This is a genomic window from Dentiradicibacter hellwigii (assembly GCF_041770905.1).
Lineage (GTDB): Bacteria > Pseudomonadota > Gammaproteobacteria > Burkholderiales > Rhodocyclaceae > Propionivibrio > Propionivibrio hellwigii.
The window spans coordinates 1-18,841 of sequence record NZ_JBEUWX010000002.1 but is presented as its reverse complement, the minus strand read 5'-3'; the positions used below and the strand labels follow the sequence as shown (position 1 = coordinate 18,841).

Annotated in this window: 18 protein-coding genes and 1 pseudogene; all 19 read right to left on the bottom strand. The window is 60.8% G+C overall.

Features of this window, described 5'->3' with window-relative positions:
• Positions 1-39: 39 nt before the first annotated feature.
• A complete protein-coding gene (locus ABCS64_RS02325; RefSeq protein WP_418890320.1) occupies positions 40-3,180 on the bottom strand; it encodes a multidrug efflux RND transporter permease subunit in 3,141 nt (1,046 codons plus the stop codon).
• A 33-nt stretch (positions 3,181-3,213) separates the two neighbouring features.
• On the bottom strand, positions 3,214-6,351 hold the full coding sequence (locus ABCS64_RS02320) for an MdtB/MuxB family multidrug efflux RND transporter permease subunit (RefSeq protein ID WP_418890319.1): 3,138 nt from the start codon (positions 6,349-6,351) through the stop codon (positions 3,214-3,216).
• 70 nt (positions 6,352-6,421) lie between these two features.
• Positions 6,422-6,949, bottom strand: a complete 528-nt coding sequence (locus ABCS64_RS02315) for a permuted SH3 domain-containing protein (RefSeq protein WP_418890318.1) — start codon at positions 6,947-6,949, stop codon at positions 6,422-6,424.
• 519 nt (positions 6,950-7,468) lie between these two features.
• On the bottom strand, positions 7,469-7,990 hold the full coding sequence (locus ABCS64_RS02310; protein WP_418890317.1) for a hypothetical protein: 522 nt from the start codon (positions 7,988-7,990) through the stop codon (positions 7,469-7,471).
• Positions 7,983-8,246: a hypothetical protein gene (locus ABCS64_RS02305; protein ID WP_418890316.1), complete on the bottom strand. Its 264-nt coding sequence runs from the start codon at positions 8,244-8,246 to the stop codon at positions 7,983-7,985. Before ABCS64_RS02305 ends, ABCS64_RS02310 begins: the two co-directional genes overlap by 8 nt.
• Positions 8,230-8,412 (bottom strand): hypothetical protein, encoded by a 183-nt coding sequence (locus ABCS64_RS02300; protein ID WP_418890315.1) that lies wholly within the window; start codon positions 8,410-8,412, stop codon positions 8,230-8,232. Before ABCS64_RS02300 ends, ABCS64_RS02305 begins: the two co-directional genes overlap by 17 nt.
• Positions 8,413-8,421: 9 nt before the next feature.
• Positions 8,422-8,763: a hypothetical protein gene (locus ABCS64_RS02295; protein WP_418890314.1), complete on the bottom strand. Its 342-nt coding sequence runs from the start codon at positions 8,761-8,763 to the stop codon at positions 8,422-8,424.
• Positions 8,764-8,842: 79 nt separating this feature from the next.
• Positions 8,843-9,043 (bottom strand): type II toxin-antitoxin system CcdA family antitoxin, encoded by a 201-nt coding sequence (locus tag ABCS64_RS02290; protein WP_418890313.1) that lies wholly within the window; start codon positions 9,041-9,043, stop codon positions 8,843-8,845.
• A gap of 42 nt (positions 9,044-9,085) precedes the next feature.
• Positions 9,086-9,526, bottom strand: coding sequence for a hypothetical protein (locus ABCS64_RS02285; protein ID WP_418890312.1), 441 nt, complete (start codon positions 9,524-9,526; stop codon positions 9,086-9,088).
• A 110-nt stretch (positions 9,527-9,636) separates the two neighbouring features.
• Positions 9,637-10,482 (bottom strand): DNA adenine methylase, encoded by an 846-nt coding sequence (locus ABCS64_RS02280; protein ID WP_418890311.1) that lies wholly within the window; start codon positions 10,480-10,482, stop codon positions 9,637-9,639.
• Positions 10,483-10,636: 154 nt separating this feature from the next.
• On the bottom strand, positions 10,637-11,821 hold the full coding sequence (locus ABCS64_RS02275) for a hypothetical protein (protein ID WP_418890310.1): 1,185 nt from the start codon (positions 11,819-11,821) through the stop codon (positions 10,637-10,639).
• Complete coding sequence (locus ABCS64_RS02270) at positions 11,818-12,372, bottom strand: hypothetical protein (protein ID WP_418890309.1); 555 nt, start codon at positions 12,370-12,372, stop codon at positions 11,818-11,820. Before ABCS64_RS02270 ends, ABCS64_RS02275 begins: the two co-directional genes overlap by 4 nt.
• On the bottom strand, positions 12,369-13,259 hold the full coding sequence (locus tag ABCS64_RS02265; protein ID WP_418890308.1) for a hypothetical protein: 891 nt from the start codon (positions 13,257-13,259) through the stop codon (positions 12,369-12,371). The genes ABCS64_RS02270 and ABCS64_RS02265 overlap by 4 nt, the downstream gene beginning before the upstream one ends.
• Positions 13,259-15,217: a coiled-coil domain-containing protein gene (locus ABCS64_RS02260; protein WP_418890307.1), complete on the bottom strand. Its 1,959-nt coding sequence runs from the start codon at positions 15,215-15,217 to the stop codon at positions 13,259-13,261. The genes ABCS64_RS02265 and ABCS64_RS02260 overlap by 1 nt, the downstream gene beginning before the upstream one ends.
• Before the next feature lie 50 nt (positions 15,218-15,267).
• Positions 15,268-16,353, bottom strand: coding sequence for a hypothetical protein (locus ABCS64_RS02255; protein ID WP_418890306.1), 1,086 nt, complete (start codon positions 16,351-16,353; stop codon positions 15,268-15,270).
• Positions 16,354-17,281: 928 nt separating this feature from the next.
• Positions 17,282-17,689, bottom strand: a pseudogene (locus tag ABCS64_RS02250) (phage tail length tape measure family protein); the annotation flags it as partial.
• Positions 17,619-18,050, bottom strand: a complete 432-nt coding sequence (locus tag ABCS64_RS02245; protein WP_418890305.1) for a phage tail length tape measure family protein — start codon at positions 18,048-18,050, stop codon at positions 17,619-17,621. The gene ABCS64_RS02245 and the pseudogene ABCS64_RS02250, both read right to left, overlap by 71 nt.
• Before the next feature lie 152 nt (positions 18,051-18,202).
• The gene (locus ABCS64_RS02240) at positions 18,203-18,511 is read right to left on the bottom strand and encodes a DUF1799 domain-containing protein (protein WP_418891857.1); all 309 of its coding nucleotides are present in this window, start codon (positions 18,509-18,511) and stop codon (positions 18,203-18,205) included.
• Between the two features lie 100 nt (positions 18,512-18,611).
• Positions 18,612-18,841: hypothetical protein (locus tag ABCS64_RS02235; protein WP_418890304.1), on the bottom strand; the 230-nt coding region annotated here is incomplete at its 5' end.

Sequence of the window (18,841 nt, the reverse complement as noted above, 5' to 3'; positions counted from 1 at the left end):
GCAGGTTCATCGGGGTACACTCTCGGCGCATTCAGGCATTCAGGGCGCATCGCCGCCCCGCGCCGTTTTCACGCGCTTTGCTGCGCCGCGCGCCGCGCGCCGGCGCTCGCGCCAGAGCCGCCAGCGGTCGAGATAAAGGTAAACCACCGGCGTCGTATACAGCGTCAGCAACTGGCTGAGCAACAGGCCGCCGACGATAGAAATGCCCAGCGGCTGGCGCATCTCGGCGCCGTCGCCGCGCCCGAGCATTAGCGGCAGCGCGCCAAAGAGCGCGGCCATCGTCGTCATCATGATCGGCCGGAAACGCAGCAGGCAGGCTTCGCGGATCGCCGCGCGGGAATCCAGCCCCCGCTGCCGCTCCGCCTGGATGGCAAAATCGATCATCATGATGCCGTTTTTCTTGACGATACCGATCAGCAGGATGACGCCAATCAAGGCAATGACGCTGAATTCGGTACGGAAAGCGAGCAGCGCCAGCAATGCGCCGACGCCGGCCGAAGGCAGCGTCGACAGGATCGTCAGCGGATGGACGAGGCTTTCATAAAGTATGCCAAGGACGATATAAACGGCGACCAGCGCCGCAAGAATGAGCAGCGGCTGATTGGCGAGCGAACGCTGAAATACTTTCGCTGACCCCTGGAAACTGCCCACCAGCGAGGCCGGCGCGCCGAGCTGCCGCATGGCCTGTTCGATGGCCGCAGTTGCCTGCGACAGCGACCCGCCGGGCGGTAAATTGAAGGAGATCGTCGACGCGGCGAACTGTCCCTGATGATGCACCGACAGCGGCACAGGCGTCGTCTCCCAGCGCGCAAAGGCAGACAGCGGAATCTGCGCTGACTTGCCGTCTTCCCTCGTCCCGATGAAATAGACGTTCTTTAGATTTTCCGGACCCTGCGTGTATTCTGGCATGGCCTCCATAACCACGCGATACTGGTTGAGCGGATGGTAGATGGTTGATATCTGCCGCTGGCCGAACAGATCGTTGAGCGTGGCGTTGACCTCGCGCTGGCTCAATCCCAGCCGCGCCAGCGCGTCACGATCGATAACGAGCGACGTCTGCACCCCATTGTCCTGCTGATCGGTATTGACGTCCGTCAATTTCTTCAGTCTGCTCAACGCCTGCCTGACGCGCGGTTCCCAGGCCCGCAGCGTCTCGATCGTGTCGGCCTGCAAGGTGTATTGATACTGCGCGCTGGAACCGCGGCCGCCGATGCGAATATCCTGGGAAGCGCGCAAATACAAACGTGCGCCCGGAACGCGGTCGAGCTTGCCGCGCAGGCGATCGATCACCTGGGCTGCCGAAGCATCGCGCTCCGCAAGCGGTTTGAGCGACATGGCGACGAAATTCTCCCGGCGGCCGAAAAAGCCGACGACATGATCGATGGCGGGATCCTGACGAAGAATTCCCATAATTTCACTCAACTTGGCGGACAAGACCTGGAAAGACATGCTTTCATCGGCCCGAATGCCGCCGGAGATCATGCCGGTATCCTGCTGCGGGAAAAACCCCTTGGGCACGGCATAGTACAGATAACCGTTGAGCGCCACCGTAACGCCCATGATCAGCAGCATCCAGGGGCCATGCGCCAGCGCCCAGTCGAGCGAACGTTGGTAATGCGCGTGCACGGTATCAAAACAGCGGCCGAGTGCCCTCTGGATTGACCGCATCGCGCCCTCGCCCTGCCGCCGACTTTCGCCCGCGCGGGCGCGCAGCAGGCTGGCGCACATCATCGGCGTCGTCGTCAGCGAAACGAGCAGCGAGATCAGGATCGCCGCCGAGAGCGTCAGTGCAAATTCCCGGAACAGCCGCCCGACAAGGCCCTCCATGAGCAGAATCGGGATGAACACAGCAATCAGCGACAGGCTCATCGACAGCACTGTGAACCCGACTTCCCGCGCCCCTTGCAGCGCCGCCGCAAAAGGCGTCATGCCGCGCTCGACATGGCGGGAAATATTTTCCAGTACGACGACGGCATCGTCGACGACAAAGCCTGTGGCAATCGTCAGCGCCATCAGCGAAAGATTATTGAGGCTGAATCCAGCCAGGTACATGAAACCAAAGGTTCCCACCAGGGACACCGGCACAGCGACAATCGGAACCAGCGCCGCCCGGCCGTCGCGCAAGAAAATGAAAACGACGGCAATCACCAGCGCGACGGAAATTATGAGCGTCTGCTCGACCTCGCGCAGCGAAGCGCGGATAGTGCGCGTGCGGTCATAGGCCACATCAAGGTCGATGGCGGCAGGAATCGACGCGCGCAATCCTGGCAGCAGCGCCCTGATCCTATCGACGGTCTCGATGATATTGGCGCCCGGCTGGCGAAAAACGACCATCATCACCGCCGGCTTGCCATCGAATAGCCCGATGTTATAGCGGTCCTGCTCGGCATCGCGCACCGTCGCCACATCGGACAGGCGCACCGCCGCGCCATTTCGCCAGGAAACGATCAGCGGTAGATAGTCGGCGGCTTTCTTCGCCTGATCACTGGCGAGGATCTGCCAATGCCGTTCGCCATCTTCCAGTGAACCTTTCGGACGGTTGACATTGGTTGTAACGATAGCCGCGCGAACTTCCTCGACGCCAACTCCGGCGCGCGCCAAGGCGCCGGGGTTGAGCTGCACGCGCACCGCCGGCAGCGAGCTGCCGCCGACCGAAACCTGTCCAACGCCATCCGCCTGCGCGATTTTCTGCGCCAGCACGGTCGAGGCCACATCGTACATCTGGACGCGCGTCATCGACGCCGAGGTCAGGCCGATGATCAAGATGGGAGCATCGGCCGGATTGACCTTGCGATAGGTCGGGTTGCCCGGCATGCCGCTCGGCAACAGCGTGCGCGCCGAATTGAGCGCCGCCTGCACATCGCGCGCCGCGCCATTGATGTCGCGGTCGAGATCGAATTGCAGCGTAATGCGGGTCGAGCCGAGCGAACTGCTCGATGTCATTTCATTGACGCCGGCGATCGCGCCCAGCATTCGTTCGAGCGGCGTCGCCACTGTCGCCGCCATCGTTTCCGGGCTGGCGCCGGGCAAGGAAGCCGATACCGAAATCGTCGGAAAATCGACCTGCGGCAAAGGAGAAACCGGCAAAAGACCAAAGGCCAGCATGCCGAACAGGGCAATGCCGACCGTCAGCAGCGTTGTCGCCACCGGTCGCCGGATAAAGGTCGAGGAAATAAACATGCCTTTGCGCGCTATGCCTTGCTGGCCGCCGTTCTACATTTCATCCGGCCCGAAGCGGCTGTGCAGCCGCCGCCCAAGGCCGCGCGCCAGCCGATCGAAGGCCAGATAGATCACCGGCGTCGTAAACAACGTCAGCACCTGACTGAGCAACAAACCGCCCACCATCGTCAAACCCAGCGGCTGGCGCAGCTCGGACCCGACGCCGTTGCCGAGCATCAGCGGCAAGGCGCCAAACAAAGCGGCCAGCGTCGTCATCAAAATTGGGCGGAAACGCAGTAGGCACGCCTCGTGAATGGCCTCGCGCGGCGACTTGCCATGCATGCGCTCCGCCTCCAGCGCAAAGTCGATCATCATGATGGCATTCTTCTTGACGATGCCGATCAGCAGAATGATGCCGATGATGGCGACGATATCGATGTCGGTGCCGGAAAGCATCAGCGCCAGCAGCGCGCCAACGCCGGCGGAAGGCAATGTCGACAGGATCGTCACCGGATGGATGTAGCTTTCATAGAGCACGCCGAGCACGATGTACATGACGACAACGGCAGCCAGAATGAGCAGCAATGAATGGTCGAGTGAGGACTGGAAGGCGAGCGCCGCGCCTTGGAAGCTGGTCTGAACACTGGCGGGCAGGCCAAGTTCGCGTTCCGCTGTCTGAATCGCCTGAACCGCCTCACCCAGCGAGACACCGGGCGCGAGATTGAAGGAAATCGTCGCTGCCGGAAACTGGCCGACGCGGCTGATCGCCAGCGGCATCTTGCGCTCCGAAATACTGGCGATAGCTGAAAGCGGCACGGAAACGGGAGAGCCACCCGCCGTCGAGATCAGATAGATTTCGTTGAGAGACGCTGGATTTAACTTGAATTCAGGCTTAACCTCGAGCACAACGCGATAGAGGCTCGATTGCGTAAAAATCGTGGACACCAGCCGCTGCCCGAAGGCGCTGTATAGCGCGCTGTCGATGGCGGCGACGCTGATGCCGAGCCGGCTGGCGCTTGCCCGGTCGATGTCGATGTACGCCTGCAAGCCTTGTGCCTGCAAGTCGCTGGCGACATCGGCCAATTCGGGCAGTTGGCGCAAGCGCGCTAATAATTTCGGCGTCCATGCCGCCAACTCTTCGGCGTCAGCATCCTCGAGACTAAACTGGTACTGCGTGCGGCTGACGCGGTTTTCGATGGTCAGATCCTGGACCGGCTGCATAAACAGGGATATACCCGCCTGGGCATGTTCCGCGGTCTTTTCCAGGTGTGCCTGCAGGCGGCGGATGATTGCGCTCACATCGCCGTCACGCTCGCCTTTCGGCTTCAAATTGATGAGCAGGCGGCCGTTGTTGAGCGTGGCATTGGCGCCATCGACGCCGATGAACGAAGAAATGCTCTCAATCGCCGGATCGCCGATCAGCGTATCGACCACCGCCTGTTGCCGCGCGGCCATGGCGGAAAACGAAATCGACTGCGGCGCTTCGCTGATGCCCTGGATGACGCCCGTATCCTGCACCGGGAAGAAACCCTTGGGAATGAGGGCATAGAGCAACACGGTCAAGGCCAGCGTGACAAAAGCTGTGAGCAACACCAATCCCTGGCGGTCAAGCGCCCAAATCAGCATACGGTCGTAACGGGCGATGACGGCGTCGAAAAACGCCCCGATTCTACGAAACAGCCCATTTTTCTCGGCTTCCGGCGCATCACGCAGCAGGCGCGCGCACATCATCGGCGTCAACGTCAGCGAAACAATGGCCGAAATCAGGATCGCCACGGCCAGCGTGACGGCAAACTCACGAAACAGCCGGCCGATGACTTCGCTCATGAAGAGCAGCGGAATCAGCACGGCAATGAGCGAGAGGGTCAGCGAGATAATGGTAAAGCCAATCTGCTCACTGCCCTTGAGCGCCGCCTGCATCGGCGGCTCGCCCCGCTCGACATAGCGGGCGATATTCTCGATCATGACGATCGCGTCGTCGACGACGAAACCGGTGGCGATCGTCAGCGACATCAGCGTCAGATTATTGACCGAAAAACCGGCCAGGTACATGACGCCAAAGGTACCGACCAGTGACAGCGGCACCGCGACGCTGGGGATGATCGTCGCCGGCGCGTTGCGTAGAAAAACGAAGATGACCATTACGACGAGCGCGATCGCCAGCATCAGTTCAAAGCGCACGTCGTCGATCGAAGCGCGGATCGTCGTCGTCCGGTCAGTCAGGATGTGCACGTCGAGCGAAGACGGCAACGTCGCCTGTAATTGCGGCAACAGGCGCTTGATGCGGTCGACGGTTTCGATGACGTTGGCGCCCGGCTGGCGCTGGATGTTGAGGATGATCGCCGGTTTCTGCACGCCTTTCACGGCCGCCCATGCCGCCAGGCGATTGTTTTCTGCCCCGTCGGCGACATCGGCGACATCGGCCAGCCGGATTGGTGCGCCGTCGCGCCAGGCGATCACCAGCTGCCGGTATTCGGCCGCCGAGCGCAACTGGTCGTTGGCATCGAGCGTCGAAGCGCGCGCCGGCCCGTCGAAACTGCCCTTGGCCGAGTTGACGTTGGCGTTGGCGATGGCCGTGCGCAGATCGTCGAGATTGAGCTTCTTCGCCGCCAGCGCCTTGGGATTGGCCTGGATGCGCACGGCAGGGCGCTGGCCGCCGGCCGTGCTGACGAGGCCGATGCCTGGTAGCTGGGACAGTTTCTGCGCCAGCCGCGTATCGACGAAATCCGCGACCTTCGGCAAAGGCAGGACGTCCGAGGTAATCGCCAGCGTCATGATTGGCGTATCGGCCGGATTGACCTTGCTGTAGATCGGCGGCATTGGCAGGTCCGTCGGCAGAAAGGGATTGGCTGTGTTGATCGCCGCCTGCACCTGCTGTTCGGCCACGTCAAGGCTAACATCGAGCGTGAATTGCAGGGTGATGACCGAGGCGCCACTGGAACTCGTCGACGCCATCTGCTTGAGGCCGGGCATCTGGCCGAACTGGCGTTCAAGCGGCGCGGTAATCGACGAAGTCGTCACATCGGGGCTGGCGCCCGGATACAACGTCGTCACCTGAATCGTCGGATAGTCGACTTCCGGCAGGGCGGACACCGGCAAAAAACGATAAGCCAGCAAACCGGCAAGCAAAATGGCAAACATCAACAGCGATGTCGCCACCGGCCGCAGGATGAACTGGCGCGAGGGATTCATCGCCGCTTTATCCTCTCATTCCCCGTGATTCCCTGTGGATTCACCCGGATTTTCTGCACGCCCGCCCCCGTCATTCACGACTGCCGGCGGCGCTGCCGCCTGAGCGGGCGCGCTCCAGACCACCGGGCCGATCCGGCCTTCCCGGCACAGCCGCCGCACCGGACGTACGCTTCGGCACGCTGTCAGGGGAATTTCCCGCCGCCGTGGCCGGGGCGTTTTCCGCGGCATTTTTCGGGGGATTCCCCGATGTGTTTTGTGTGGCATTCTTGGCGCTCTCGGGGGCATCTGCGGAAGGCCGGCCCTTTTTCCGGGTTGCGTGCGTTGCCGGTGTGGCCGCGGATTCGCTTGGTCGGTCGGCGCCAGAAGCCGCATGCGCAGCAATCAGCGTGATTTTCGCGCCGTCGCGCAGCCTGTCGACGCCTTCGACGACAACCGTCTCTCCCGCCGTCAGTCCTTCATCGACCGAAACCGTTTCGTTCGTCCTGACGCCGATTTTCAGCCGGCGGACAGACACCGTTTTATCCGCCGCATCGACGATATAGGCAAAATCCCCCTGCTGTCCTTGCAACACGTGTAGGTTAGCGCGCGTTTTGTCCACGGCTGCGGGTTTTTTATCCAAAAAATTTTGATGCCGGTGGAATTTTTGGACAAAAAAACATGCCGCGTTAAATAACGCTAAAGATGCTTCTAAAAAACACCCGTTTTGCGCAAAAACAACACCACGATTAACTGACCCGAATTACTCAAAAAATTACTGTAATCTAGACTGCTCTCTATGTACAATATCAACACGGTCGCAGCATAAAGGGGTTGGCGGCATATCCGCCCGCTCTCATGAGCAAGCCCTGCGCTGTCCGATGTCGGTCTAGGGACGGAGGAGCGCCTGTTGATACCACAGGTACCGACGCAAAGAAGCCCCATCCGGAGGGGTGAGCTGTCTAGACATTAATCCGCAACCTGCCAGCGGTAGGCAATGCGGTCGCCGACGAGCAATACGGCCTGGACTCGTCAAAGGCGTTGGGCGGCCGGTTTGAGGTTTTGCCAGAAGAGCAAAGCCAGGTATCAACAATAGGGGGCGCGCTTGACCGAAAGGTCAGCGTGCCATTGTTTTGCCCGGTTATTTGGCCTCATCGCCCGGCGGCACAGACGCCAGCGCCGGGTTGCGCGTTATCCATGCCCAGGCAACGCAGCGCTCAAAATCACCCAGCCAGCCTACTGCATCCAGAAACATCGGCAGCGTCGGATGCAGCGCGACGGCGCACCAGGGCACAGACGGCATTTTGACCGCCTCCGCCGCGCCAAACATATCAACCATCATCCGCCATAGCGGCGCGGCCTCACGCGAGCGCTGGGCAATCCCCAGCGTCACGAGCGGCGCGAGGCGCTCACCGCGATAGGGTTGCCCTGCGATGTGAGGCCCCAACGGGCCGTAGACCGTAACCATCACACCTCGATCACGGAGCACATGCGCACTGTAATGCGCGAGCGCGGGCACGGGTAACGGCATCGGATTACCGCTCTCGATCGCCGCCGTCATCCACGGATGTAAGAGCGCCAACGTCTCGTCGCTCACCTCATCACGCGGCGACCGGCGGCAATGGCCGGTCGTCAGTGTGACGTGGTTGATGTAGTTACTCATGCGCCAGCGCAGCCTCGACCGCAGCGGCATCTAATGACCGCACGGCGCCGGCATTGATCTGGACGTATACGCCAATGGGCGTCCTGGCCAGGGCACCCGTGTCATATTTGCCCCGGGTTACTGTACCCAACACCTCCCAGTTACGGGGGAGAGGCTGAGAGTTATAGAGCCGCCACGGGCCGTTGCGGTCAATTGTGAACTTGTCCATGTTGGATGGACGGCCGACAGGGCGCTTGACCCTAGGATGATTGACCATAAACAATCTCCCCGTCAGGGCATTTGACGCGCAGGTTGCGCCAACCCAAATTGGTCTCCAGCTCGCGCATCCCTGACAGCGCCTCATCAAGGCTCGCAAAATCCCCCTCCGGAATGTCCTCCCACTGATACTGGGTTTTTTGCTCGATACAGTACTCGTTTCTCATTTTTATCTCCTATTTGCGGTATGCGTGGCGCGCCTGGTTGAGAATATTCAGTCCGGCATTTTCTGCCAACGGGGTTCCAGCAACAATTCCATGCCCACCCTGGCTAAAGCACAAGTAGCTGCTTTTGCGGTCAATCCACTCGCTAGCTCTCGCCTCGTCCATGAATGCCTGCAAATATTCGCGCACGGCCTGACGGATTTCCTCCATCATTTCCGGCTCGTCGTCGTATTCGCGCTGGAGGTATTTATCGATTTCTGCCGTGATTACTGCAATGTTCGCCGCAGCTTTTTCGCGCAGGTCTTGTGCCCACGCAATCTGTTTTTGGCTGCCTGTCAGTTTGATATTGCTCATTTGTAATCTCCTGCCTGCTACCGGAGGCGTCGGCGGATAACAACGTGCTATCCATGACCGTAATTATATACACACAAAATTATTTGTCAACAGGTTTTTGCAAAATTTTTTGGATTTTTTGCGTCAGCGCTACCCTGATCCCGGCGCTGATGTTGCCGTCGCCCAGCGCTAGGGCAACATCTAGACTCTCGTCGTCCAGATAAACGTTGACGCGCCGACCGCCGATGATGGTCGGGCGGCCAACGCGGCGCTTGGTCGGACGCGTATGCGCATCACTCATTTACTTTCTCCCAGCCCCGCCAATCTGGCGGGGCATTGACTATTAGCTAAAAACCTGCTCAACCGCCCAGTACATACCAGCGTCTCCGGCCGATAGGAGCATGATGCGCGGGTCGGCAAACCATGTACAGCCATACAATTTAAGCGCCGCCTCGTAGGCCCCCCACGGGGTATCGCCCTCCGTGAGGCGGTACTCAAAATGGCTTATCGCTCCCGTCACATCTGCGTCATTAACAGCTGCACCAATGCGCAGCAGCGCACGGGCAACTGTGGCTGTAAAGTCGTTGGCGTTTGAAAGATTGTCCAAAAAATTATCGTGCTCTTTGAGCGTAGCCTCATCAGCTACGGACAGGTCGATATTGTCAAAATCTATATCACTGTAGGATGTGACTGGGCGCGTATTATTATTTTTGTCATAAGCGGCCAAGATTTGGATGATTGCAGCATAGCCGTCTGCGGGGGTTTTGAGGGTGATGTTGCTCATTTTTGTCTCTCCTGCCTGCTACCGGAGGCGTCGGTGGATAACGATGTGCTATCCATGACCATAATTATATACACACATAATTATTTGTCAAGCGGTTTTTGCAAAAATTTTTAATTTTTTTGTTGCAACGCATCAGCTGCCCGGGGTGAGATCCAGAGCATCTCCTGCCGGGTAAGATCGCCCGCCGTGCCAAATACGCGGGCGCGCCTTGTCACGCGCATCCAGCCTGCGAGCAGGTCGTTGTAGAGCTCCGACGGATAGCCACTGACAAGCGCCATCCCGCCGATGGCGCACAGGCGCTTGAGCAGCGCCTCGTGGTCAGCAACCGTCATCTCATGCGGGTAACGAGCCTCGCTGGTGCGTGTCTCGGGCAGGTAGGGTGGGTCAGCGTAAAACAACGTCTGCGGGCTGTCGTAGAGACTGACGAGACCGAGCGCTGGCCGATGCTCGATGATGACGTGCCGCAACCGGCGCGTAACAGCCGGTAGGCCTCGTCGGTAGTTGCGCCATGTCGCCGCCGGGCTACGCGTCCTGCCGGTGCGAAACGTTGCAGTTGATCGCCCGATGGCACGCGGATGGAACCCCATGCTGCTGCGCACGATAAGGCGGCGCGCCGTCTCGACCATATCCCGGCCGGATGTTGCAAACGCGGCCCGGTAAGCGCTGACACCGTAGGGCGTGCGCTGCAGCAGGCGCAGCAGACGGCGCATCCTGACCGGGTTGCGCAACACCCGATAGAGGATATCGATCTCGTCGCTGATGTCGTTGACGACCTCAACCGGCGCGGGCGGCTTACTGAGCAGCACCGAGGCCGCGCCGCCGAACAGCTCGACGTAACAGTGGTGCGCCGGCAGATGCTCGACGACCCACGGCGCGATGCGCCATTTGCCGCCTAAATAATTAAGGATAGGATGCGTAATGCCATTGCGCCGAGGCGCGGATAATTTTTGTCTCATTTGCAAGCCTTTTTTGGTCCGTTAAAAACTGATAGGCTTGGCGCGCCGTGTGCACGGTGGCGGGCCTTGCCGGGCTTGCAGGTGCATCTGCATGTTCGGGGGATGCGTCGGCGCTCGCTACGCCGGCGCATCTCGCCCGTCTTATCTGTCGCCCCTACTTAACGCGCACACACCAACCTGGACCGGGCGAGGACTGTGCCCCCACAAAATCCGGCGTGCCGCCAAGCGTTGTCCCCAGATCGACGAGGCCGCCGACCGTCCCGGAAAAATTGGCAATCCAGCGATTGCCCGCGCGCGTGATCGTGCCAACGCCTGCCGTAGCACTTACGCCGGTGCGGCCGGTATAGACCTGGAGCGTGCCCCAGGTCTCACCGTGGTCAGCGCTCAACGTCACAAAATGCTCGCGCCCGGTATTGACGGTGGCCACAATCGTCCCGGTATTATCGGCAGTGAGGCGCACCGCGCCCGGATCGACGAGACTAAACGGCGTAACGATACGGTCAAACTGGGTGAGGTTGGCAGAGCGATAGACACCTTGACTGGTGAGGAGCAGATAGTGGCTAAACGTGCTCACCACATCGAGCACCTGGGCATTTGCTGCCGCCCAGGGGATACGGCGAGTAATGTCCCATACGGCTGAGTGCGGGGCGGAGCTGTAGGCGATCTTGCCTGCGCCAGCCGAGTTGGAGGCGCCGCCAAACACAAACCCGGCGTTGCCGTAGGCGATGGCGTTGCACCGCTCCATGCCGACAGAGGTGTTGCTGCCACGCTCCCAGGTCTGCGATGGATCAGCGCTCCCGCAATAGACGAGCTCTCCAGCATTGCCGCGGAGCGATGCCGCCGCGACCCAATACACCGGCGAGGCGGTGATTGCCCGATAGGGCATACCGCCGCCGGTAATCGTGACCATGTTGAGCGCGCCGCCCCCCGGGCCGATCACGCCGATCCCCGATCCCATCGGTACGGCGATCTTGTCCATAACGGCATTGACTCCCGCCCGGCGCAGGTCGGCCGGGACGCTCTGCGCGCCCGGATGCGCTGTCCATTGGCGCAGGTCGGTGCTGTAATAGCTCCTGTCGCCCGCAACAACCGCAACAAACATTGTGCCGACCTTGTGGTAGGTTACGGCACGATTGCCGACCCCTGCATTAACGCTCGTTGTGTCGTTGCCATAGACGCGCAGATACGGCGCGCGCCTAACGCTCTCCTCATACTCGCTGCTATAGGGCACGAGATCGCCGCAGCGCAGGTAATCATCGCTCGGCACGTCATAACTTAGTATCTGGCAGCCGACCGGCACGCCGGCGCCGCCCTGGACAAATTGGCTTAATCTGCTCATGCGATCCACCATCCTCTCGTTGCATCTAGATAGACAAACCGATACGTGATGCCACCCATATCAAGCTGCATCGCCTCGTCAAGCCTCATAACCTTGTGTCCACCGCCGTTAAACACGTTATCCGAGCGCATGTTGGCGGCGCTGATCCAGAGCACATCGCCCGTAGCGGCCTGCGCCGGGCCGGTCACAGTTGTTGCCGCATCAGCGGTCAGGACGTAATGCCCGTGCGCGATGGCGTTACAGGCCGTCGCGCTGACAAGGGTCGGCGGCAGCACCGTCTTGTTATTAGTTAGCGCCTTGAGGATCGCCTCGCTGTCGGGCATGCGCTCAAGCAGTGTCTTGATGCCCGCCTCGGCCTGCTGCGCCGATTTGGCGGCCGCCTCGGCCGATCCACTGGCCTTGCCTACCGCTGTATTGACAGCAGTAATCGCCTCGTTGACGTCCTCGGTCATCGCCGGCAGCGCCGCGACAAAATTATCCGCGCGGTCGTAAAAACTTGTCGGATCACGCCGGGTCGGCGGGGTGGGTAAGGGTCTGATCGGTAGGGTCATATGAGTCCTCGTATGGTCAGAGTGCAGTAGGAGATGGTCTTGTAAGCAATGTCGATCGCAAAATCATCGTACTTGCCGTAGATGACGAGCGATTGGTACAAATTTTTTGCGCCGACCCAGACAACCGGGGTGGCGCGCAGCTCGGCAACAAGCGTCTGGATGCGATCAACCTCACGCGAGGGGATGATCATGCGCACCTCGGCGCGCTTGGCCCACTCGCCGCGCGTTAAGCGCAGGCCGCCAAAGCCATCGTCCGAGACCTTGCTGTAGTCGGTGATACTGATCTTTGCCTCGCGCAGCACGCGCCCAAGGGGGGCGGACAGGCCCGCCGAAAGGAGACCGCAGGCAACATCGCCGCCCGGGCGTGAGATGACAACATCGAGCGTTGCGCTGCCCATCACCGGCAGATCGTCAAACACCACGTCCTGACGCTCGCGGATCGGCTCGTAAAAATAGTCGTACCATGAGGTGCCGCCCTCACAATCGACCATTGAGGCCGTGCGCTGATAGACGATCTCACTACCTGAGCGCATGATGACCTCGACCGAGGCGGCGCTGACATTGAGGAGCGCCAGTGTATTGATGCGCCCTGGGCGCAATGTGCATCTGATCTCGTTCTGCGCGCGCGTCTGTGTGCCGACGCGCGCATCAAACATGGCAAACCGGTTGGTCGCGCCGACCTCCGACCACCAGCTCTCCGAGCCAGGCGCAGTCGGATCGTGCCCGGCATTAGAGTCCTGCGCGCTCTGCCAGATGCGGTGATCCCTGATGCAGCGCCCCCCCTTGGCGTAGACGGTGGCGCTCACCCACTGCGGATGGTCATCCTCGGGGACGTTGGATGAGACGAGCTTGTCAGCGGTAATCGTTACCGGGCGGATCACGTCCATCAGGCGGCCTCCGTAAGGACGGCATTACCCCCGCGGCTGACGCGATCGAGCAGGGTAAGGATTTTGCCGGTGTTGTGGGCGCTCTGCGCCTGCCCCGTGCGCAGGTCGGCGCGCAGGGCGTTAATGGCGGAGAGCAGCTCGGAGAGATCAAGGAGCCCCTTGCTCTGCGCATTGGAGTAGATGCGCGAGGGGGCGGTGTACTCAAGCTCTGGACCCTGCTCGCCAACAATGCGCCAGCCGCCGACGTGCGCGCCACCGGAAGCAAACCGGGGCGTGCCGACACCACGAAAGATGCCATAAACGCGCTTGATTGCCTCTGCCCACTCCTCAGATTTGTCGGCCAAGGTGTAGGGATTGTCCTCGCGATTAAATATGTACTGACGCCCGTGCGTATCGGTGTAGACGCCCCTGTTTTGCGAGATGCGGGTAGCCGTACCATGCGGATGCTGTGTGCTCCGGCCAATCGGGGTATGCTCAAACCATCTTGCCCAGTCAGCGGCCATGCGGCCTGGATCGGCAACAAGGGTGGGCAGTTTGGTCTGTGAGCCAGCAAGATTTGACTTGATCGCGTTGAGCGCGTCGAGCTGGGCCTGCGCGATCCTGATCTGCTCCTGGGCGAGGCTCCCCTTGCGCCCGGCCACGGCGCCGACCTGATCCAATGATGCCAGCGCCTCGGCAAAATCGGCGCGGTAATCGGCCGCGCTGGTATGGGCGGTCTTGGAGGCGCGTAAAAATGTGCCGACCACCTCTTGCAGGCTCTCAACAGCGGATGAGTCCCCCAGTTTGGCCTTGGCCACCGTTGTCTGATAACGACGGCGCGCCTCTGTGTAACGCACGCCGTCATCAAGCGGTGAGACATCCGAGGCGAGCAGTCCCTCGCGGTATTTTTTAAGCGACTCCGCCAGGCGCGTAAACGTGTCCGCCACCTGCTTGGCCGAGGTCACCTGCGCGTTAAGCGCCTCCTGCTGGCGGGCGCGCTGCGCATCAAACAGCGCCTGCATGCGGTCGGCCTGCGCATCCTGCATCTGCATGAGGCGCTGCGCCGCCTCAACCTGCGCGCGTAGGCGGGCATTGGCATCATACTGAGCGACCTCATCGGCGCTCATGCCGGCCGTGTCGATCTTGCGCTGCAATGCGTCAGCCTCGGCATTGCGGTTTTGCGCACGCAATAGCTCAATCTGCAGGCGCTGCGCGTCGTTGATGAGCTGCTGCATTGATGAGGACACCGACGAGGCGACCGACGAAGTCGCGCTATTGACGGCATCGGCCCACTGCCCAAATACGGTTGAGAGCGAAAGGAGCCGGGCGAGCGTCTGTCCGCCCGCCGCACCCGTCTTGCCGATGCTCTCAACGAGTGCCCTAAACTGCGCCCGTGTCTGCGGCATGGTGAGCCCTAGGGCAGCAAACTGTTTGTTGAGGTCACTGCCTAGCCGGGCGGTTTTTTCCGCCGCCGAAAAATATCCCTCGTAATAACTCGACAAATTGGATGAGAGCGCATCCAGCCCGCCGGCGGCATCGACCAGTGTCTTGCTCGCTAGATCGGCTGAGAGATTAACGCGCTCGAGCGCCGGGCGCAGCCTCGAGACAATCGATAACTCATTGAGCACCGCCGAGAGCTGCTCGGAACTGGCAGTCATCAAATCAACCGAGTTGGCGATGTCCTTGTAGACCTGCGCAACGTCAGATGCGCGCACGGCGGCAATCATCATGCGCTGCATCTCGAGCTTGAGCTCAGTCTCATAAGAGCCGTGCCCGGCGAGCCGGTTTTGCCCGTAGTATTGGCGACCGTCGGCGCCGGAAAGCCCAGCGATGATCTGATCCTGCGCTTTGCCCTTGGGGTCGGTAATAAACCCGACGTTAAGCCCAATCCCGCGGGCGCTGCCACCTAAGCCCCGGATCAGCTCGGCGATGCTCTTGCCGATCGGCGCGAGCATCTCCTGCAGCGAGGCGTTAGCCATGCTGCCGTTGAGCCAGTCGCGTCCGCCCGTCGTCGGTGTGGGACGCGCCGTCAGCCCGCCGGCATCATCAAGCAGGGCGTAGGCATCGCCCTCGTATTTTTTGCCACCGCGTTTTTTTTTGAATTTTTAAAAATTGCCATCGCTGCGCCCAGCCCGGCGCCAACCCAGCCGAGCGTCGACATGCTGGGCATGAGGCTGGAGAGGCCGCCAGCGCTGCCGCCAATGCTACCGATGCTGCCGCTAATACCGCTACCGAGCGCACCGCCGCCGATGCTGCCACCAATGCCACCAATCCCGCCGGTGATGCCGCTACCTAGCGCGCCGGCGCCAATGCCGCCACCAATGGTGCCAGTAATACCGGCGCCAGCAAACGAGAGACCGGCGCCGACGCCGCCCATGCCGGCGGCGGCTGTGATGCCACTGCCCAGTGACTTGCCCCAGCCAAACATCCCGGCAATGCGCCCGATCATGCTGTTGCCGCTATAGAGGTCGTAACCCGTTTTGCCGAGCGATAGGAGGTTGCTGAGGCTGCCCATGCCGCCGGATTTGGAGAGGCCCAGCATGCCCAAGCCCTCGTGGACGGTGCTCTGGATTGTCAGCTTGAGCACGGTCGTTTTAAACAGGTTTTTGATCGACTCGATAAACGTTTGCCCAAAGCTTTTGCCCTGCTCAAAACTGCGATACAGGCTGTCGGTCAGTCCCCGCTCAATATCATCCGTAAATTTGGTCCAGGCTTTGTCGCCCTCGTTAATGATCTTTTTAATCGCGCGCGTGGATTCGGAGACGGTTTTTTCGGTGAGCAATGGTTCCGCGCCCGCCTCACGCATCTTGTCGATCAATGCCTGCAGTTGCGGGATCATCTCATCGCGGATTTGCGCAACACGCTCGTCCGCTGCAAACCCAGCGAGCAGACCACCGTCGCGGCTCGCCTCCTCGCGCACCTCCTCCATGCGCCGCGTCATGTCGGCAAACAGGGCATCGTACTTACGTTTGAGGTCGTCAAATTTAACGCGAGCAAGCCCCGACTTAAAACCGTCCTCCAATGCCTGCGCTAGCTCCTCATTGCCCGAAGCGATCGCGGCTTTAAGGGCGACACGGTTTTTAGCCTCCCACTCCAGCGTATAGGCGGTCTGCATGTCACCCCGCGCGTTTGGCTGCCTCAGACCCCCTGGCGCGTCAAGCGCTCCCGCTCTCCGCCTTTTGGTCAAAGCAACGGTGCAGAGTCGTCGGCCAGCTTTTTGCTGGGCGGCCAGGCGCTCGGCATCGAGGCACCGCTAAGGCGTGCATTAAGGGCGCGCGGCCTCTTGCACGGATGCGCCGCAAGCTTTTTGTAGCGGCATGCCAAAATATCGGCGTTGAGCTTGTCCTCGGGGCCGCCTTGGCCTGCTCGATGATGGACAGAGCGCTCGCTCATCTCGCCGAGCGGAGACGGCGGCGCGGATGTGCGCTAGCTTGCGCACCGCAGCGTCACATTGGCAAGCTGGCTGGCAAGATCAATGGATTGGCGGTCAGGGCGCTTACGGGCCGCCTTGGTGTTGTCAATGCATGCCCTTTATGGGTAGGGCGCTTGTTGATCTCGTCAATCGCCTCGTCGCCCTCCTGACGGATTGGCCGCAACGTTGTCCGATACTCTGCAGCAGAGAGGCTTTTCGGCGTCCAGCGCCTTGAGCCGCGCGGGCCGTCGTCTCGTTGATTGCCCAGGTTTCCGCCGCCAGCGAGGCTCTACGGTCGGTTTTTGTCGTAATGCCCAGTGTCTTTTTGACAGCGCTAAACTCGAGGTTGGCAACCTCGGAGGCCGTTACATCAAACCCCATCGCATTACCCGGCATTAACGATAGACTGACGCTTTTGCTCGAGCTCGATATTTTTGCTGAGGTGCTTGTTTTTAAGGTTGAGCCAGTTAAGCTCCGCCTTGCGTCGCGACTCATTGGCCTTCCCTGATCTCCCCCTCAGCGCGCAGCCCCTCTATGCGCGCCTCAAGGACACGCGCCTCCCGCCTCCAGTTTGGATGTGTCGTAATAGACTTTGCCGGCCGCGCCCATTTTTTCGGCCAGAGCCTTGCGCTCAGCGATCTGCTTGTTGATCGCAGCGAGCTGATCGGGGAGCGGCGCCTCGCGGGCCAACGCTGGCGATAGCATCAGCTGTCGACTTGACGGCATCTTTAACAGCCAGCCAGGCGCGCTCAACATAGCCGAGATTTTGCTGTGCCTCCGAGGCCATTGATTTGAGCGCATCGCCAAAGAGCTCTTGCGCCTTTTGCGCCGCCTCGGTCTTTAAGCCGACCGCCTCCAGATCGTCAATCTGCTGCAACTGTGAGGCGTGTAAAAAATTGTATTGCTCGTTGAGCTTGCGGATGGCCTGCGCTGGCGACTTGCCCAGCTCGTTAAACTCCTTGACCGTATCAGAGACCGAGATGCCGAGCGCACGTGACATGGCCACCGCCGCCTCGGCTGCGCCCTGCATGGCGCTCTCGGCAACCTTGCCGTGGAGGCGAGCTCCGTAATCGCTTCCGCCGCCGCGCCCTTTGTTGCGCCGGTGGCGGCGGCCACGGCATCGCGCATCTGTGAGAGGCGCTCAACCGTCGTCCCGCGGCGTTGCCGGTGAGGATCAAGGCGCGGGCAAACTCGTCGGCCTCCTGGCTCCCCTTGTACCAGGCCGCGCCCAGGGCGGTGGCAACAGTCAGCGTGATAGTGAGGGGATTAATAAGGCCGAGGATGTAGCCGCCAAGCGCCTTGGCGGCAGGCACCGCGCCGCCGAACATGTCCTTTAACTGGCCGCCCTGTTGCAGCAGGACGGTAAATTGGGCGCTGGCCTGACTGGAGCGCGACGACAATCTCGGTAAAACTGCGCCGGCACGCCGCGCAGCGCGGCGGACATGGCCTTGGCCGACATCTCGTTTTTGCTGCGGCTTGGCTCTGCGCGAGGGAGAGCTTGCGGCGGGAGTTATCAATACCGCTTGATAACTCCTTGCCGTCGTACCCGACCTTAACGCCGACCTTTAACTCGCTCATTAATTATCCCCGTAATTGCCCGTATATTGCCCGTTATCCGTTTTGCCGCGCTTTGGCCGCCTCGCCCCAGACGCGCAGCACCTCGCGCTCGATAATTTGCACCCTTAAAACACTCGGCGCGCCGCGTTTTTTGGGGACGTTTAAGACGATCCTCAACGACCGGCAGCGCCGAGTAATCGAGCCCCGTTGCGCCGCCCATACCAATGCGCCATTGCGTCTGCATCGCCATAAACACCTGCATCGGCAGGGCGTTTTCGGGCCATAGCTCGATCTCAATGTCCAGATCCTCGTCGGTAAACCCAAGAGCCTTAAATCCCTCGGTGTCCTGACCTAGCTCTGCCCATCGCGCGGCGGCGATGAGATTTTTTTATCCGCGCGCCCCATCAGTGCCGCGCCGTAGGCGCGCATGATCTCGGTGGCGGCCAGCTCGTAGTTATCGAGCAGCGACTCGAGCGCCTCGCGCGAGTACGGGTGTCCGCCCCCTCCCAGCCGACGATGATGCCGGACAAAATCTCGGCGTCATCCTCCTTGCCCAGACGCTCGTCAAAATATTGCTTGCGCGCCTTTTTGCCCAGATGCTTAAACGTCACGGTGAGGCGCGCCTTTTGCGCTT

Excerpts from the sequence above, each read along its gene's own strand:
- ABCS64_RS02325 (WP_418890320.1), bottom strand. The coding sequence starts at position 3,180 with ATGTTTATTTCCTCGACCTTTATCCGGCGACCGGTGGCGACAACGCTG.
- ABCS64_RS02320 (WP_418890319.1), bottom strand. The coding sequence starts at position 6,351 with ATGAATCCCTCGCGCCAGTTCATCCTGCGGCCGGTGGCGACATCGCTG.
- ABCS64_RS02310 (WP_418890317.1), bottom strand. The coding sequence starts at position 7,990 with ATGAGTAACTACATCAACCACGTCACACTGACGACCGGCCATTGCCGC.
- ABCS64_RS02305 (WP_418890316.1), bottom strand. The coding sequence starts at position 8,246 with ATGGTCAATCATCCTAGGGTCAAGCGCCCTGTCGGCCGTCCATCCAAC.
- ABCS64_RS02300 (WP_418890315.1), bottom strand. The coding sequence starts at position 8,412 with ATGAGAAACGAGTACTGTATCGAGCAAAAAACCCAGTATCAGTGGGAG.
- ABCS64_RS02295 (WP_418890314.1), bottom strand. The coding sequence starts at position 8,763 with ATGAGCAATATCAAACTGACAGGCAGCCAAAAACAGATTGCGTGGGCA.
- ABCS64_RS02290 (WP_418890313.1), bottom strand. The coding sequence starts at position 9,043 with ATGAGTGATGCGCATACGCGTCCGACCAAGCGCCGCGTTGGCCGCCCG.
- ABCS64_RS02285 (WP_418890312.1), bottom strand. The coding sequence starts at position 9,526 with ATGAGCAACATCACCCTCAAAACCCCCGCAGACGGCTATGCTGCAATC.
- ABCS64_RS02280 (WP_418890311.1), bottom strand. The coding sequence starts at position 10,482 with ATGAGACAAAAATTATCCGCGCCTCGGCGCAATGGCATTACGCATCCT.
- ABCS64_RS02275 (WP_418890310.1), bottom strand. The coding sequence starts at position 11,821 with ATGAGCAGATTAAGCCAATTTGTCCAGGGCGGCGCCGGCGTGCCGGTC.
- ABCS64_RS02270 (WP_418890309.1), bottom strand. The coding sequence starts at position 12,372 with ATGACCCTACCGATCAGACCCTTACCCACCCCGCCGACCCGGCGTGAT.
- ABCS64_RS02265 (WP_418890308.1), bottom strand. The coding sequence starts at position 13,259 with ATGGACGTGATCCGCCCGGTAACGATTACCGCTGACAAGCTCGTCTCA.
- ABCS64_RS02260 (WP_418890307.1), bottom strand. The coding sequence starts at position 15,217 with ATGGCTAACGCCTCGCTGCAGGAGATGCTCGCGCCGATCGGCAAGAGC.
- ABCS64_RS02255 (WP_418890306.1), bottom strand. The coding sequence starts at position 16,353 with ATGCAGACCGCCTATACGCTGGAGTGGGAGGCTAAAAACCGTGTCGCC.